This is a genomic window from Methylobacterium oryzae (assembly GCF_021398735.1).
Lineage (GTDB): Bacteria > Pseudomonadota > Alphaproteobacteria > Rhizobiales > Beijerinckiaceae > Methylobacterium.
On sequence record NZ_CP090349.1, the window covers coordinates 192106 to 208637 of the forward strand.

Consider the following 16532-nt stretch of genomic DNA (forward strand, 5'->3'; position numbering starts at 1 on the left):
GAAATCCACTCAACCGAGCCGTGCGGAGGCGGCCACTTACGAGGCTTGAGCTGGCCGAAAGCAGCCCGGCAGCTTTCGGCAGGGACGGCAGGGACGGCAGGAAGAGCGGATAGACGCCTACCATGCACAGATCACACGGGATGAAGAGGCCAGACAAACGCAATTAGAGGAATACCGACCACGATCACGATGAGTGAGAGCGGTAGCCCGAGCCGCGCGTAGTCACCGAAACGGTAACCACCCGGGCCCATCACGAGCGTATTACACTGGTGGCCAATCGGCGTGAGGAAGTCACAAGCGGCGCCCAGCGCTACCGCCATCAGGAAGGGATCCAAGCTGAGGCCCAGTCTGGTCGCAAGCTTCGCGGCGATTGGACCCATCACGAGAACCGTGGCGGCGTTGTTGAGAAACGGCGTGACCGCCATCGCTAGGATCAGGACGGCGCCGAGGGCTGTGATCGGTGAGAGACCCTGCACCAAGGCCGTGAGTTGGCCGGCAATCAGGTCGGCGCCGCCCGTGCTGCTGACGGTCTCGGAGATTGGGATCAAGGCACCCAGGAGGACGAGCACCGGCCATTCGACGGCTTGGTAAGCCTCCTGCGGCGTCAAGCTACGCAGAAGCAGCACGGCGACCACCGCACCGAAGAAGGAGACAGCGACGGGCACGACGTGAAGGGCGACGAGGCCCATGGCCAGGAACAGGATTGCGGCCGGCAGCCAACTCCGGTCGTTCCGGCCGAGGGCGATCTCCCGAGCGGCGAGGGGTAGCACCTTGAGCGTCCCGAGGGCCGATGCCAACGCCGCACTGTGCCCGCGCACCACGACGACGTCCCCGGCCCGGAAACGGACGGAGGACAGGCTCTGTTCGATGCGGCGGCCGCGCCGGCTGACGGCGAGGATCCCCAGACCGGAACTGTGCTCCAGATCGAGTTGAGCGGCCGTGCGCCCGACGAGTTCGGACTCCGCCGTCACCACGCCCTCCATCACCACGGCCTCCGCCGCGGGCGCGGCGCCGGCTAGGGCCAGTCCGGTGCGTGCCACGAAGCGCTCGAGGGCGTCCGGCTCGCCGTTGAGCAGGAGCACATCGTCGCCCCTAAGCCGGAAGTCCGGGCTGGCCGGGTAGCGCCGAAAATGCTCGCGCAGGATGGTGGCGACGCTGACATCCCCGTCACCCTGGGCCTCCAGGAAGGCCACCGTCCGGTCGACAGCCGGATGCTCCGGCGGGAGGCGCGCCTCCGTCGTATAGCGCTCCAGCGTGAACGCCGCCTCCATCGAGCGAGTGCCTCCATCCCGCCGGGGCAGCAGGCGCCATCCGAGGCAGAGAAAGACGAAGCCTGCCGCGGCCACGCACAGGCCCACGGGAGCGTAGTCGAACATGCCGAAGGGTTTACCGGTCAGGTCGGCGCGGACCTTTGAGACGATCACGTTCGGCGATGTGCCCACCAGCGTGACGATGCCGCCGATGAGCGAGGCCGAGGCCATCGGCATGAGCAGCGCCGAGGGTGTTGTCCCGCTGCGGCGGGCAACTTGCAGCGCGATCGGCATGAAGATGGCGAGCGCACCGACGTTCTTCGTCACCATCGATAGGAGGAGGACCCCGGCCACGAGGATGGGCACTTGGCGGACCGGGCTGGTCATGTACGGCATGAGCGGACGCATTAGGGTCTCGACCGCGCCGGAGCGAGCAATGGCCACCGAGAGGACGAGGGCAGACCCGACGATGATCACGATGTCGTCGGAGAATCCCGAGAACGCCTTGTCGGCGGGCACGAGCCCCACCGCGATGCCGACGGCGAGGGCGGTCAGGGCCACGAGATCGTAGGGCAGGCGATCCCACACGAAAGCGGCTACCGTCACGCCGATCAGGCCGAAGGCGAGCACTTGATCGACGGTCATCCAGAGACACCTGTTCGGGACACCGTCGCAACGGCGGGGGCTGAGAGGGGTAGGCGTTGGAGCAGGCCGGGGAACGACGGGATCATCCGGCAGGGGACGGGGGAGCGGACGCGGTCGATCGCCGGCACCGCGCTATCCCCCCCGGCCGGCGGCAGATCCTCGAAGTGGTCGGGCAAAAAGTCATCCATGGCTTTTTGCAGAACCGCCACCAGACCCTGATGCCGTTGAGTGTCAATCTGGCGCGGCTTTCCGGCGCGGAGCGCACCGCCCTCGCTCGCTTCGCCGCCGTGGTGGCCCGGTCGAGCGGTTCAGCGCCGGTGCTCGATCCGATCCGGGCTTGGCTCGTCGCCTCGGGGGCCGACGCCGAGATCCTCGCGATGTTCGATGCCGCCCTTCGGACGCCGCCGCCGCTCGACGAGGCGTTGGCGGGCCTGAGCGAGCCCGACACCGGCCTGATCGGCTTCATACTCTGCTTGATCGCCGCCCGGCACGCCGGGCCGCCGGGATGGGCCTTCGCGGACTACGTCGCCTTGCATCGCGGCCTGCCAACCACGGCCGTGCGCGCCGCAGAGCGCCGCTATCGCGTGTGATCATACGTCCGTTGCCCCTTCCGTGAGCGCCTGCAGGGATACCTGCAAGGCATCGTCGCTCACGAGCAGGTGGCGCGAGATGTCGGCGAGGGTCAGCCAGCCCACCACCTTTCGAGTCCCATCGACCACCGGAAGGCGCCGAACGTAGTTCGACCCCATGATGTCGAGGGCCGCGCGGAGGGAATCGCCGGGATCGCAGGAGAGGACGGGACGCGAGGCGACCTCCTGGACCGCCACGGAGGTGGGATCGCGCCCACGGGCGACGACCCGATAGAGCAGATCCCGATCCGTGATGATGCCGACCAGCTGATCGGCCGAGCCGACCGGCAGCGCCCCCACCTCGATTTCGCCCATCAGGACCGCCGCAGCCTGCACGGTCGATTGCGGCTCTATGAACTCGACGTCGCGGGCCATCACGTCGGCGACGCGAAGGTGCTCGGCGGACAGTTTCGGCATTGCGCCCTCTGCAAGGTGGGGGACCGGTGGGACAGCCGCCGTGATCGCCTCGGCGATGACGGCCGATCATCACTTTCTCAAAGCCAGGACGACGCCTCCCAGCGTCAGCGCCATGGCCAGCATTTCCCGCGGCCCCAAAGGCTCGCCGAGGAACAACGTCGCGGAGAGGATGCCGATGAGAGGGACGAGCAGCATACTCGTGGAAGCCGCTACGGGCGGCAACCGTCGAAGCGCTTCGAACCACGTGAGAAAGCAGGCAGCCATTGGGATCAGGGTGACGTAGACGAACGCCCATGCGCTCGCGCCGCTGAGCGCCATGACGGCCGGCCGTTCGAGCGTGATGCCGAGCATTACCATCGGCAGACAGCCCAGTCCGACTTGCCACGCGGTGATCGCGAAGGGGGGCACCGGCAGAGCGCGGCTATTGAGGACCGCGCCGAGCGCGAACAGGACCGCAGCCGCGAGCGCGAATCCGATGCCGGGCAATTTCTCCTCGCCCAGGGCGCCTGCGCCAGCACCGAGCAGCACGCCGATCCCGGAGAGGCCGAGCACCAGCGCGAGTAAGCCCCGCAGCGTCGGGCGATGGCCGGACACCGCCCAGGCGAACAAGGTCGCCCAGACCGGCATCGAATAGACCAACAGGGCGGCCTCGCTGACGGTGATCCAGCGCAGGCTGAGCGACGAGAAACCCATCCACGCAAAGACGTTGGTGTACGCTGACATCGCCAGCCGGGCGCGAGCCCCCCGGGGCACGGCGAGACGTTCGCCGCGCATCAGCGCCACAAGGGCGAGCAGCATTGCTGCGATCAGGCCCGCCGCGCCCCGCCCGAACAGCGGGGGCCAGCTTTGCAGGACGACCTTCATCGCCAGCCAGCCGAACCCCCACCCGAGCGCGGTCACGAGGAGCGCCGCAAAGCCGGTCGCGCGGTTCGTGTTTGCTGGTGACATGGTGGCTGGCGTAGCCGATCATGCTCCATTGTCGAGCTTCGCGATCGACGTATCTCAACGACTTTTGCGAGCCTGACTTGTCTCGGATTCGCGATCTCCGCATTCAGAAGTGTCGGCTCGGAAGCAGCCTTACTGCTTTCCACCCATCTGAGACGTTCGTCCGGGCGTTGGACGGCGGCAGATGTTGGCCGTAAGCAGAATGGCTGCTTCGAAGCTCAGGCGGCAATTAACCGGACCTTGACCCTGCGGCCTTGGCGTTTCGCTTAGACCCGAAATGGCGCACGACCAGACGGCCCAGCTACGCTGCTGATGCCAACGCGCGCCTCGCCGTGAACTCGGTAATTAATATTATAACCATCACCGCCCTGCTGATACTCGCCATAGTCGCGGTCGCTGTTGATGATGACCGTGCCAATTATCAGTTTCGGGGCATCAAAATTCCGTATCGGATAAATTGAGCGTAGAGAAAAGGCTTTTGCTCCGTCAGCGGCCTCTTGCCTTCGTCTCCTAGCGATATCGGCTATTGCGGCGAAGTCCGGCCCAGGTCGATGCGAGGCGATCGCAGCCGCCGAGCAGCAGGTACGTGCGGGGCATAAGGGTGACATATCCTGGGAACCGCGGGGCGCGGCAGCCAACTCGAAGGTCAGGCCGCCGCGTTCGTGATGGCCGCTTACATGCGGTTCATCATCATCTTCCGCTTCATCATCCGGCGCTTCATCATCTTCTTATGCATCATGCGCTTCTTCATCATCATGCGCTCGCTGCTGCTCATCCGAACCTGGCTGACGCCCGCCGGGGCGGCCTGAAGGCCGTTCGGGCCCATCGGGGCAGCCGAGGCGGCACTGGTTCCGAGCGCGAGGCCACCGAGGACCGAGGCCGCGAGCGCTAGGGTGGTGATCTTCATTCGATGTCTCCTGTACGGGGAAGGAATCCCCTTCGCACAGTGATGCAAGATGAAGATCGCGTCGCAAGTTCCTGATTTCGTGAAAGAAATATCCTTGAGTGCTGGCGACCGCGCGCACTTTTTCGGGCGCCGGAGCAGGGCCCCGCGCCGCGCCCTGGCCGGGCGTATGCCGACCTGTACGGAGGCCCGTCCGGAAAGGTTTCAGCTCGGGCCGGGAAAGGCGCTCCCGCCGTCATGCCGACGGTGGCATGACAGCGGGATCCAGCCCCGACCCTCCATGCGCGGCGTCATGCCAGTTCGAGGGGGCCAGGACGCGCCAATCGGCGCGGATGCGCCGTCCCACCTCGATCCGCACCGTGAACCCCCGTCCATCGAAGAACTCCAGGAGCGGCATGGTCAGGTTGCGGCCGATGCCGGCCGTCTCGCGAAATCGCCCGACCGTCAGCAGGCCCTCGGGATGCTCCCGCGCCACCGCGTCCGCGATGCGCGCCAGTTCGGAGACTGCCTCCGGCAGCGCGTAGTAGTTCTTTGAGACACGCACGAGCCAGCCGAGCCGGCCGACCTTGTCGAGGAGGCGGCGGAGTTCGTCGGGCTGGAGGCCCAGGCGCTCGGCGAGCACGGTGAGGCGGGGCTGGTCCAAGCCCGCCTCCTCCAGCACGGCGCGAACGGTATCGTAGACGACGGCGTCGGCCGGACGCAGGCGCGCCACGTGGCCGGGCAAGTGCAGGAGCGCGCCGCATCGCAGGAGCCGTTCCGTCCGGACGAGGACGTCGAGGGCGGCCGGGAGGGCCGGACGTTCCCCGGCCTCCACCGTCGATGCGATCTCGTCATGAGCGAGCCCGGGGTTGTCGAGCTGCGCCATGTGGGTCCGGGCGAGTTCGGACACCACGCGCGCGGCCAGCGCGGCGATTCGCGAACCCTGGAACGCGAGCCGCGGGCCATCCTCCGCGACGACCGCACCCTCCTCCGCGACGAGGGCGTCAAGCGTCGCCGCGGGCAAATTGCGCAGGCGGGCGAGGCGGGCGAGGTCGACCCCGGGTCCGGAGGTGGCGAGGAGGCCTCGGAGGGCGCGACCGTCATCCACGGTATCGAGCGCCGCGACGACCGCCCGGCGTTCTGGCGTCCAGGCGCCCCGGCGCGGCCCGTCCACGTCGAGCACCCGACCGCCCCCGAGCGTGCGCATCGCCGAGACGTCGCGCAGGACGAAGTGGTCCCCGGCCAGGGCGCCGATCTCGCGGTCGAGCGTGATCACCGCCCGGGCGGTCGCGCCCGGTTCGACCGACCTAGCCTCGGGGAGCAACAACCGTCCCGTCACCGCGGCCGCCCCGAGATGGAGATGCACCGAGGTACGGTGGCGCAGGGGCCGACCCTCGTGCGGCAGCACGCGCACGGAGACGTCGAGGCGGGTCGCCGGGCCGTGCAGGTCCGGCGCCAGGACCCACGTGCCCCGACCCACGTCGTCGAGGGACAACCGGGGACCGGCCAGGTTCAGGGCGCAGCGCTCCCCGGCGCGCGCGGTCTCGGCCACCGCGTCGTGGACGCGCACGCCGCGCACCCGGACCTCGCGCCCGCCAGGCGAGACGAGGAGCCGGTCGCCCACCCTCACCGTGCCCGCGTGCACTGCGCCGGTCACGACCAACCCGGCACCGGGCACGGTGAAGCGCCGGTCGACTGCGAGCCGGAAACCGCGATCCGCCCCTGCTGGGGCGTGGGAGGCCGCCGCGGCCTCCAGCAGGCGGGCGAGGTCGTCGATGCCCGATCCCGTCAGCGCCGAGCAGGCTACGACCGGTGCCTCCGCGAGCCCGGTGCCGGCGAGGAGGGCGTGGATCTCCGCGGTCACCGCCGCGATGCGGTCCGAATCGGCGCGGTCGGCCTTCGTCACCGCGACGACGCCCCGGTCGACGCCGAGAAGGTCGAGGATGGCGACGTGCTCACGCGTCTGCGGCATCACCCCGTCGTCGGCGGCGACCACCAGGAGCGCGCAGGCCACGCCGGTGGCGCCCGCCACCATGGTGCGCACCAGGCGTTCGTGCCCCGGCACGTCGACGAAACCGAGCGGGACCCGCAGGCGACCGTTCCTTGGCGCGTAGGCGAAGCCGAGGTCGAGGGTGATGCCCCGGGCCTTCTCCTCGGGCAGACGGTCGGCATCGATGCCGGTGAGCGCCTTCACCAGCGCGGTCTTGCCGTGGTCGATATGGCCGGCAGTGGCGACGATCATGCGGCCTTCTCGTCCGCGAGAGGTGGCGGCGCGGGAGCCCCCGCGCCGCCTTCCGCCTCAACCCTTAATCCGGGTCTCGGCGAGCTCGGACATGCAGGTGTCGTAGGGCGTGAACTCCACCCGGTCCGACACCGCGAACAGCGTGAAGGGCGAGTACAGGAACAGGGCCTTGGCCTCGTCCTGCAGGTACCGCTCCACCTCGCGCACCACGCCCTCCGTCCCGGTCTCTGGCGTATGCAGGAGCTTGTCGTAGAGGGCGTCGAACCTCGGATCCTCCGGACCCCGGCGCAGGGTCGCGTCCTTCCCGAAGAACTCCCGGTGCACGCAGGCCACCGGATATTGCGGCGTCCAGTCGAAGTACCATTCGAGCTTGACGTCGAAATCCTCCGGCAGGTCGCCCCGGTCGCTGACGAAGCGGCAGCCAAGGCCGACCTTGGCAAGGCACTGGCCGATGGCTTCCACCACGCTCTTCCAGGCGGGCGAGGCGACGAAGACCAGTTCCCGTCCCCTAAGCCCCAGGCCGTCGAACGTGCGCTTGGCACCCTCGGGGTCGTGCGGCATCGGCCTCATGTCCGGGTCCGCGCCGTAGCGGCCGGGCTGGATGAAGGCCGGGATTACCTCGCCGTAGCCGTGCGCCCCGTGCTCCAGCACGAAGGCCTGGTCGATGGCGAGGTTGAGGGCCCGGCGGGCCTCCGGGTTGCGCCAAGGCGAGTCCGGACGGTTCTCGTTGAAGACGCCCGTCAGGATCGTCTTCGCCTTCTTCGTCTGGATCTTGCCCTTGTCGCTTGCCGGGAAGGCATGCGCCTCGTCCGGCGTCAGGTCGAACACCACGTCGACCCGGCCGTCACCGGCCGCCACCGACTTGATGCCCTCGGCCTTGCCGATGACGTTGTCGTAGACGATCCGGACCGTCGGCCTACGGGCCGGGTTCCAGTACGTCGGGTTGGGCTCCATGACCACACGGTCGGAGCGGCTATCGATGAGCGAGACGCCCTCGGTAAGCACGAACGGGCCAGTCCCCCACGGACCAGGCGCGTCGATGACTCACCAATGACCTTCTGCCGAACCCGTCTTCGGGTCGACGAAGCCCCACTCGTTCCAGAACCGCGTCGACGGCAGGTGCATGCCGCGCAGCTTCATCAGCGCCGCGGAGTCCCCGCCGGGGAAGCGCATGCGGATGGTGCGGTCGTCCACCGCCTCGCAAGTCACGTCCCGGGCGAAGTTCAGGAAGGCGCCCGGCGGGTGCGGGTTGGTCCATTCCTGGACCTTGTCGAAGCCGAGCTTGAACATCGCCGCGTTGAAGGGCTCGCCGTCTTGGTAGACCGCGTCCCGCGTCTTCAGTTCGAGGGTCTCCTTGTCGAGCCAGCGCCAGCTCTCGGCGAGGCTCGGCTGGCCGATGCCGTCGTGGTCGACGCGGTTGGCCTCCTCCATGGTATTCCACGTGATGGAAAGCCAGTTCACCGGCGACGGGTCGACCACCGTCACCGTGTTGTGGGATCCCCAGGCCTGGCCGCCCCCCGGATCCCCGGTCGCTTGCGCGTCCATGTCTCCTCCTATGTTCGACCCGCATGGCGCGCGGGCATCGTCCGGCCCATCGCGAGCCGACAAGTTGGAGGGCGCCGGCAATGACGCATGGCCCTCGATAGATCCGCCCGGGTCGCCGGCCATCCCGCCGTCGAACCCACGCAGGAAAAATTCGCCTCCGCAGGGAGCATCGCCGCCTGCACGCGGTGCATCCTCAGTCCGGGTTGTCGTCCCGGGCCATGCCCGTCGCAGCGACGCGGTCGGCGAGTTCCTTCAACTCCTGGCGCAGGTCGGCGAGGTCGCGGTCGCCTAGCCCGGTGCGGCAGACTACGGCCTGCTGAGCCTCCGAGACCCTGACCTCCAACGACCGGCCCGTCTCCGTCAGGGCGACGAGGACGACGCGCCGGTCATCGGCACGGGCGCGAGTGACGAAACCCGCAGCCTCCAGCCGGTCGACCAGGGGCGTGATCGCGCTGGACGTGAGTTGCAGCCGGGTGGCTAGGTCATGCACCGCCGTCACGCCGTCCTGCCAGAGCGCCAGCATGACGAGGTACTGCGGGTAGGTCAGCCCGAGCTCGCCCAGTAGCGGCCGGTAGGCGCGCACGACCGAGTTCGTCGCGGCGTAAAGGGCGAAGCAAAGTTGGTCGTCAAGCCTGAGCCCAGGCTGCTTGGTCGATGTCGCCATTGAGCGGCGCTCCGTTCAGACCTGAATCATTCACGCGTGAACGATGCTGTCAACCCGTCGATTTCCCTGGCCGCATCGGAGAACGACACCGGCGCGCAGGTCGCCCAAATGCGCGGCGATAGGGTCGGCAGGACCGGAAATGGTGAAATTTTGGCACGAGAGAGAAGGGGGGAGGATTAAAGGCCGGCCTGATACGTTTACCTTGCCCCTGAACAGATGCGGCAATGTCGTTGCCGTCTTCTAGTCGGATCCCTTAGTCTAGCCGGCATCAGAAAATGACTTGAAGCAGCTTTAGCTCGCGATGTGACTTGGATGGTACATCGGCGCGGTACGTTATCGTCTAACTTGCGGCGCGATTGGTGTCACGAACAAGAGATTGCTGTGATTAAAAACCTGCTTGGTATTCTGGTTGCGAGCACTGCTCTGACCGGCGCCGCCTCGGCCGCCGACCTGCCGCGCCGCGCCGCCCCGCCGCCGGTGTTCACCCCCGTCCCGGTCTTCACCTGGACCGGTGCCTACTTCGGTATCAACGCCGGCTACGCCTACACCGAGTCGGACACGATCCGGACCGTCGGCATCGGAGCCCTGCAGAGCAACGTGAACAACCTGCTGCGCAGCCCGGCCGTCCGCCTGCCACAGGACGGTTTCTCTGCCGGTGGTCAGGTCGGGTACAATTACCAGTTCACCCCCGGCTCCGGCATCGTCGTCGGTATCGAGGCTGACGCTCAGTACATGGATCTGCAGCGCACCGGCGTGCAGTCGATCTTCCGCCCGGCCTTCAACCCGAACGTCCTGACCAACACGTACCGGACGGACCTGAGCTTCCTCGGCACCGTCCGCGGCCGCGTCGGCTACGCCTTCGACCGGGTGTTCGTGTACGGCACCGGCGGCTTTGCCTACGGCGACGTGACCCAGCGCGTCGGCTTCCAGACCGCCGCGCCGCTGACCTATTTCGGCAGCCGCTCGCGGATGGACACCGGTTACGCCTACGGCGGCGGCATTGAGTACGCCCTGCCCACCGACTCGTTCCTGAACTTCTTCCGGTCGAACGCTGTGACGATCAAGGCCGAGTACCTCCGCTACGACCTCGGCAGCCACAACCTGCTGGTCGGCTCCGTCGGCGGCCCGGGGATCGGCTACATCTCCCGCTTCCGGACCGAGGGCGCCATCGCCCGCGCCGGCCTGAACTTCAAGTTCGGCTCATACTGAGATCCGTCGAGCTGCTCCCGGCCCTGTGCCGGGAGATGCGACGGTGGGCGAGGGGTAGTTGGTCCTCCTCGTCGCCTTCCGCCGCACGAGAGCAGCCCTCCGGCGGACCTTCGTATCACCAGCCCGATCAAACTGGCCGCGAGGTCGGCTACACCCTGGGGGCCCCCACTCCTGGGGTGTTTTTATACCACCACTACCAAGTCGGTGCCGCATATGCCGAACGAGTGCTCGGGAGCCGCTGCGAAGAGCTATGGCCGACCAGTCGCTGTTCGCCTGCTCCAGTTGATCCCGGAGCGTCCGCTTCGTCCGGGTCTGCGCCGGAGAGCGTCTCGGCCGTAAACCACCCTGAACGGCCATCTTGCTTCCGACCCTATTCAGTCGAAAAGCTCGATCCGCCCGTGCCGCGAAAGCAGACACCCCACGCCCAAGTCAGTGCCGACCTGCGGCCGCTAAGCTGGCACGGTCAACGATCTCGATTGCGCCTCGACGAAGTTCGATCAGGCCCGTCTCTGCCCATTGCCCCAGAATGCGGCTGACTACCTCACGAACGCTGCCGACGTCGTCCGCGAGCTTCTGATGGGTCACCGCGGCGACACCCCGCGGATCGGCCTCGGCCAAGAGCCGTTGCGCGAGGCGCTGCTTCAGCGGCGCGAATGCGACCTCGTCGATCAGCGTGAACAGGCCGGACATCAGCCGCGTGTAGTCGTCCATGACGAAGTTGCGGAACGCGGCGCTCTCGCCCATCAGGTGCTGGAACGTGCCCACCGGCAGCGCCGCCAACTCGGTCTTCTCCTCGGCCACGCTCTGCGCCGGGAACGTGCCGCCGGACAGCAGGCACTGCGTGGTCAGGGCACAGGTGCCGCCGGGGCCGACCTTGTAGATCAGCACCTCGCGCCCGCCCTCGGACATCCGGAAGATGCGCGTGCGGCCTTCCAGGCACATCAGGTAGTTGGCGCACTCGCCATCGAGTTCGTAGGCGATGGCGCCGGCGTCCAGGATCGGGAAATGGACGGTTCCCCGGGCGATCTGCAGTTGCGCCGGGCTGAGCGCTTGAAGCAGCGGAAACCGGTCGATCCAACGTTCGACCTTGTGGGCATCCGTCATGGCGGCACAGTCCCCCGGCCATGACGACGGGCTGATCGTCCGGCTCGCGTTGCGTTTTTCTCCCGCCGCGCCGGACTTGTGTGACCTGGGTCACCGACCGGGTGCAGCGGGCCGGCATAGCATCGCGCCACAACGAACACGATAAGGCGCCCGCCATGTGTGGCGCCGCCGGGAGTGAACCGATGCGCCGCCTCGCCCTCAGCTTCATGCTCGCCGCCCTCGCCGCCGGCCCCGCTGCGGCCGAGCAGGACCTGCTGCTCGGGGCGGACATGTCCTCGCCCGCCATGACCAAGGCCGAGATGAGCCGCGCCGACGTCGAGGCGATAATCAAGGCCGCGGACGGCAAGCCGATCGACCTGCACGACAAGTCCCTCTCCGGGCTCGATCTCTCAGGGCTGAACCTCCGGGGGGTCAACTTACGGACGGCGCGCCTTAACAAGGTCAACCTCCGTGGCGCCGACCTCAGCGGCGCGAATCTCGAACAGGCGTGGTTCCTGAAGGCTGACCTGTCCGGTGCCAAGCTCGCGGACGCGAAGATGTTCGGGATCACCGCCCGGGACGCCAATCTAAGCGGTGCGGACCTCAGCCGGTCCATGCCGATCGGCGACTTCAAAGGCGCCAACATGAGCGGCGCGACACTGGTCGACCTCAAGGGCGGGGCCGACATCAAGAACCAGTCCATGGGTCTGATGCGTGCCGTGTTCACCTCGGTGAACCTCTCCGGCGCGAACCTGAAGGGAGCCAACCTCGGCCGGTCGCGCCTTCAGTATGCCAACCTCAAGGATGCCGACCTCACCGACGTGGTGCTGATGGGCTCGGACCTGTCAGGCGCCAACCTGACCGGGGCTACGGTCACGGGCGCGGACTTCAAGAACGTCGATGTCAGCGGAACCCGGCTCATTGGTCTCAAGGGTCAGTCCGAGGCCAAGGACTGGGCCGAGCGCCTGAACGTAGACCGTGCCGTCACCCAGGCAACTAATTGAGCCGCCCGTTCCGCCTCGACCCATCAAAGGAGATAGCCGATGACCACCCGTCGCTTCCTGCTCGGCGCCCTGGCCGCCGCTCCCCTGATGTTCGGTACCGCTGCGAATGCAGCTGAGGCCGTCTTCACCCCTGACGCCTTCGAAGCGGCCCAGAAGGCGGGCAAGCCGATCCTCGTCCACGTCACAGCGCCGTGGTGCACCGTCTGCGCGGCGCAAAAGCCGATCCTCGCCAAGCTGGAAGCCCAACCCCGGTTCAGGGATCTCCAAGTGTTCGACGTCGACTTCGACAGCCGCAAGGACGTGTTGAAGCGGTTCGGCGTGACGACGCAGAGCACCCTGATCACCTTCAAGGGCGATAAGGAGACGGGGCGCTCGGTCGGTGACACCCAGCCGGAGTGGATCGAGGGCGCCGTCGAGAAGGCGTTGTAGATCGGCCATGGCCACGACGTTCGGCCTCGCGTTCCTGGCCGGCATCCTCTCGGTGCTGTCCCCCTGCGTGTTGCCCTTGCTGCCGCTGGTGCTTGGTGCCGCGGCATCGGAGCACCGGCTCGGCCCCGCCGCCCTCGCCGCCGGCCTCGCGCTGTCCTTCGTGGCCATCGGGCTGGTCGTGGCGACCGTGGGCTTCGCCATCGGCCTCGACGTCGATGTCTTCCGCACCGTCGCGGCCATCATGCTGGTCCTGATCGGGCTTGTCCTGCTGGTTCCGGCCGCCCAGACCCGGCTCGCCGTCGCCGCAGGTCCGGTCAGCAATTGGACTGAGAGCCGTTTCGGCGGTTTCTCGACCGCCGGGCTTCTGGGACAGTTCGGCGTCGGGCTGCTGCTCGGCGCGGTCTGGAGCCCCTGCGTCGGGCCGACCCTGGGCGCCGCGTCCCTCCTCGCCTCGCAGGGGCGGGACCTGGGCACGGTGGCACTTACGATGCTCCTGTTCGGTCTCGGCGCCGCCCTGCCGCTCCTGCTCCTCGGAACGCTCTCGCGCGAGGTGCTGATGCGCTGGCGCGACCGGATGATGGGGCTCGGCAAGGGGCTCAAGGTCGCCCTGGGCGCCATCCTCGTGGCCACCGGCCTGATGATCGCCACGGGCTACGACAAGGCCGCGGAGACCGTCCTGGTCAACGCCTCGCCGGCCTGGCTTACGAACCTGACCACCCGGCTTTGATGGCGGGCACGCCGTAGACACTCTTCGTCAAACCGTGCTTGGGCCGGCAAACGGCGAGCGGCGGTGAGAAGGGTATCGCGGCCGATGGCGGGCGCCGCGCGAACCCTTCTGACGGCTCGCACGTGTCCCTCCGGACGAAGCCATGCCATAGGTATATCCTGAACCGGCCGATGCGCCGGAGCCCGCCGGAATTCGCTTTCCCGCGGCAAGGGAGGAACCGTGCCGAACGTGGGGACTCCTGCAAACGCGGACCTCGCGCGGCTGATCGCGGCCGTGGCCACGGGCGACCGCCTAGCCCTGCGCGCGCTCTATGACGCCGCCGCCCCGAAACTTCTTGGGATCATACTCCGTATCCTGAGGGACAGGGGCGCGGCCGAGGATGCGTTGCAGGAGGTGTTCGTGCGCATATGGCAGCGTGCAGGCACCTATGATCCGAGGACCGGGCCCGCGACCGCATGGCTCGGCGCCATCGCCCGGCACAAGGCCATCGACCGCCTTCGGCAGGATCAGGCCACCCGCCTGACCCAGGCCGACGAGGACTGGTTCGAACGCCTCGCCGATACAAGCGACGGCGAGGCGGACCTCGCCCGCCGTGACGCCCTCGCGCATTGCCTCGAAGCCGTCGAGCCCGCCCAGCGCGACTGCCTCGTCCTCGCCTATTGCGAGGGCTGGTCACGCGAGGAATTGGCGGCACGGCACGACCGCCCCGTCAACACGGTCAAGACGTGGCTGCGCCGCGGCCTCATGAGCCTGCGCGGCTGCCTGGAGGCGACATGAGCGGCGATGTTGGCACGGGCGCCGCGCCCTTCTGGGCGGAGGACCCCAGCGGCGCAGCTGGGGAGTACGTCCTCGGGACCTTAACCGCCGACGAGCGCGCCGCCTTCGCCTCGGCGATGGAGCGGGACGCTTCCCTTCGCGCGGCGGTGGCCGATTGGGAGGCGCGGCTCGCGCCGCTCACGGCGACGGCCCCATCGGTCAAGCCCGCGCCCGACGTATGGGATGCAATCGAGGCCAGGATCGGGACGGCTCGCTCACCTGTGGTCGATGCCGGTGGCGCGACCGTCCGCAGGCTGGAGCGCGGGCTGCGGATCTGGCGGTTTGCCGCGGGGGCTGCGACCGCGCTCGCGGCCGGCCTCGCCCTCTGGCTCGCGGTCGGGCCGCGGCCTTCCGCCACCGACCATCAGTACCTCGCCGTGGTCGACCGCGGCGGCACCCTGCCGGCGCTGATCGTGCGCGTCGATCTCGACGGCGGCACCGTGCAGGTCCGCAGTCTCACGGCGGAGACGCCGCCGGACCGCAGCCTGGAGCTCTGGTTCGTGGGGGCGAATGCTGCGCCGCGCTCACTAGGTCTCGTCACTGACCCGGCGGCACGCCTGCCCGTGCCGGCCGCCCTCCGTGCCGGTGCGGAGGGTGCGACCCTTGCGGTGTCGGTTGAGCCGAAGGGCGGCTCGCCGACCGGTGCGCCGACAGGCCCGGTCGTCTATTCCGGAAAGCTCCTGCGCGAATGAGGCGGGCTCCGGCCTCTGCCGGCGCCCGCCCCCGCGATCAGGGCATCAGCACGCCGCTGACGACGTGGATGACGCCGTTCGACTGCATCACGTTCGGGATGGTCACCGGAACAGTGTTGCCCTTCACGTCGGTGACGTAGACTTTCTTGCCCCTTGCCGAGACGGCGAGCGGCTCGCCCTCGACGGTGGTGAGCTGGTTCTGCCCCTCAGGCTTCTTGGCGAGCGCCATCAGGTCCTTGGCGGTGTAGACGCCCGGAACCACGTGGTAAGTCAGGATCTTCGTCAGCGTCGCCTTGTTCTGCGGCTGCACGAGGTTTTCCACCGTGCCCGGCGGCAGCTTGGCGAAGGCGGCGTTGGTCGGCGCGAACACCGTGAACGGGCCCGGACCGTTCAGCGTGTCGACCAAGCCGGCTGCCTTCACGGCGGCGACCAGCGTGGTGTGATCCTTCGAGTTGACCGCGTTCTCCACGATGGTCTTCTGGGCGTACATCGGCGCGCCGCCGACCATCGGGTTCTTGGCGAGCGCCGGCGCAGCGACGAGGCTGAGGCCGAGAGCGAGACTTAGAAGGGTCTTGGACATGGTGTCTCCCTGATACTGCGCCCCTCCAGGGGCGTCGCAGGGGCCTACGGGGCTCGGCGGGGGAAAAGTTTCAGGCCTGTCCGAAGCCACCGCAAATGCGTCCGAAACCGCAAGTGACCTCGTTTGCGGTGACCCGGTGGTATCGGTCAGCCGATGACCGCTCAGGCGGCGTCATCCGATGATGATTTCCGGCGCTTCGAGCCCGGTGGGCGGGGCGTCGTGTTCGTCCAGGGCATCGTGCCGTCCGGCCGGCGCGGCATCGATCGAACCTTGCCCTTCAGGCCGCCCTTTCGTTCGGGGCGAGGCCCCTGGTACCTGCCATCGCGCCACACCCGGAACTTGCGACCGCAGATCCACTCCCTTCGATCGTGGTCGGCTCGCACGATCATGTCGGCGATCACCCGCTCGGCTTCTTCCTTGTCGAAGAGCGCCAACTCGAGCAATCGGATCGCATGGCGTCGCAGGGCCTGTGGCTCCTTAAGGTCCGGTCGCCGGTGCAGGACCCGCAGCACCGCATGCAGCATCGCCCTACCCACGTCGTCCCGCTTCGGCGTGCCGGTCCTCAGACGGTTCTCGCGACGCTCGCCCTCGGTCTCGGCATGGGCGTCGAGGCTGTGCTTCTGCCGCTTCGACATGCCCTTGCGGGACTTCCGGGCCGCGGGTGTCCAGCCTGGACGCCTTGGGGTGGGTTCGGGGGTCTCGGTCTCGTCCGACATGGGTGCGCCTCCGTATGAGAGGCCCCCTATCCATACCGGATCGACGCAAGACACAA

The 16532-nt window shown here is 68.1% G+C and carries 16 protein-coding genes and 1 pseudogene; 7 read left to right on the top strand and 10 right to left on the bottom strand.

Translation table 11 applies throughout. The features are described 5' to 3' along the window. Positions 1-131: 131 nt before the first annotated feature. Positions 132-1895 (bottom strand): SLC13 family permease, encoded by a 1764-nt coding sequence (locus LXM90_RS00870; RefSeq protein ID WP_234081509.1) that lies wholly within the window; start codon positions 1893-1895, stop codon positions 132-134. 56 nt (positions 1896-1951) lie between these two features. Between LXM90_RS00870 and LXM90_RS00875 the strand changes: the two genes are divergently transcribed. After that, complete coding sequence (locus LXM90_RS00875) at positions 1952-2485, top strand: hypothetical protein (protein WP_205833930.1); 534 nt, start codon at positions 1952-1954, stop codon at positions 2483-2485. Here LXM90_RS00875 and LXM90_RS00880 read toward each other — a convergent pair whose 3' ends face one another. The 6 genes and pseudogenes from LXM90_RS00880 to LXM90_RS00910 form a co-directional block, all read right to left on the bottom strand. Next, entirely contained in the window at positions 2486-2941 is a 456-nt protein-coding gene (locus tag LXM90_RS00880) for a CBS domain-containing protein (protein WP_205833929.1), read from the bottom strand. Between the two features lie 69 nt (positions 2942-3010). Beyond that, the gene (locus LXM90_RS00885) at positions 3011-3889 is read right to left on the bottom strand and encodes a DMT family transporter (protein WP_234081511.1); all 879 of its coding nucleotides are present in this window, start codon (positions 3887-3889) and stop codon (positions 3011-3013) included. A 670-nt stretch (positions 3890-4559) separates the two neighbouring features. After that, positions 4560-4793 (bottom strand): hypothetical protein, encoded by a 234-nt coding sequence (locus tag LXM90_RS00890; protein ID WP_205833927.1) that lies wholly within the window; start codon positions 4791-4793, stop codon positions 4560-4562. A gap of 232 nt (positions 4794-5025) precedes the next feature. Continuing rightward, positions 5026-7011 (bottom strand): selenocysteine-specific translation elongation factor, encoded by a 1986-nt coding sequence (gene selB / locus LXM90_RS00895; RefSeq protein WP_234081512.1) that lies wholly within the window; start codon positions 7009-7011, stop codon positions 5026-5028. Between the two features lie 57 nt (positions 7012-7068). Next, a pseudogene (locus LXM90_RS31975) lies at positions 7069-8679 on the bottom strand (ABC transporter substrate-binding protein). Between the two features lie 70 nt (positions 8680-8749). Beyond that, positions 8750-9220 carry a MarR family winged helix-turn-helix transcriptional regulator gene (locus tag LXM90_RS00910; protein ID WP_234081515.1) on the bottom strand — a complete coding sequence of 157 codons (471 nt, stop codon included), beginning with the start codon at positions 9218-9220 and terminating at the stop codon, positions 8750-8752. A gap of 381 nt (positions 9221-9601) precedes the next feature. Between LXM90_RS00910 and LXM90_RS00915 the strand changes: the two genes are divergently transcribed. Then, complete coding sequence (locus LXM90_RS00915) at positions 9602-10429, top strand: outer membrane protein (RefSeq protein ID WP_234081517.1); 828 nt, start codon at positions 9602-9604, stop codon at positions 10427-10429. A gap of 429 nt (positions 10430-10858) precedes the next feature. On the opposite strand, the gene LXM90_RS00920 is transcribed toward LXM90_RS00915, so the two are convergent. After that, positions 10859-11533, bottom strand: coding sequence for a Crp/Fnr family transcriptional regulator (locus LXM90_RS00920; protein ID WP_234081518.1), 675 nt, complete (start codon positions 11531-11533; stop codon positions 10859-10861). Positions 11534-11715: 182 nt separating this feature from the next. Between LXM90_RS00920 and LXM90_RS00925 the strand changes: the two genes are divergently transcribed. The 5 genes from LXM90_RS00925 to LXM90_RS00945 all read left to right on the top strand — a co-directional run bounded on the left by LXM90_RS00925 (position 11716) and on the right by LXM90_RS00945 (position 15180). Next, the gene (locus LXM90_RS00925) at positions 11716-12516 is read left to right on the top strand and encodes a pentapeptide repeat-containing protein (RefSeq protein ID WP_234083092.1); all 801 of its coding nucleotides are present in this window, start codon (positions 11716-11718) and stop codon (positions 12514-12516) included. A gap of 39 nt (positions 12517-12555) precedes the next feature. Next, positions 12556-12945: a thioredoxin family protein gene (locus LXM90_RS00930; protein ID WP_234081519.1), complete on the top strand. Its 390-nt coding sequence runs from the start codon at positions 12556-12558 to the stop codon at positions 12943-12945. Between the two features lie 7 nt (positions 12946-12952). Further along, on the top strand, positions 12953-13672 hold the full coding sequence (locus tag LXM90_RS00935) for a cytochrome c biogenesis CcdA family protein (RefSeq protein ID WP_234081520.1): 720 nt from the start codon (positions 12953-12955) through the stop codon (positions 13670-13672). A gap of 219 nt (positions 13673-13891) precedes the next feature. Then, positions 13892-14449, top strand: a complete 558-nt coding sequence (locus LXM90_RS00940; protein WP_234081521.1) for a sigma-70 family RNA polymerase sigma factor — start codon at positions 13892-13894, stop codon at positions 14447-14449. Beyond that, entirely contained in the window at positions 14446-15180 is a 735-nt protein-coding gene (locus tag LXM90_RS00945) for an anti-sigma factor (protein ID WP_234081522.1), read from the top strand. The genes LXM90_RS00940 and LXM90_RS00945 overlap by 4 nt, the downstream gene beginning before the upstream one ends. A gap of 37 nt (positions 15181-15217) precedes the next feature. Here the strand turns inward: LXM90_RS00945 and LXM90_RS00950 are convergent, their stop codons facing one another. Together LXM90_RS00950 and LXM90_RS00955 are read right to left on the bottom strand one after the other, a co-directional pair. Continuing rightward, positions 15218-15760, bottom strand: a complete 543-nt coding sequence (locus LXM90_RS00950; protein WP_100253358.1) for a fasciclin domain-containing protein — start codon at positions 15758-15760, stop codon at positions 15218-15220. Positions 15761-15921: 161 nt separating this feature from the next. Then, positions 15922-16476 carry a hypothetical protein gene (locus tag LXM90_RS00955; RefSeq protein WP_234081524.1) on the bottom strand — a complete coding sequence of 185 codons (555 nt, stop codon included), beginning with the start codon at positions 16474-16476 and terminating at the stop codon, positions 15922-15924. Between the last annotated feature and the right edge of the window lie 56 nt (positions 16477-16532).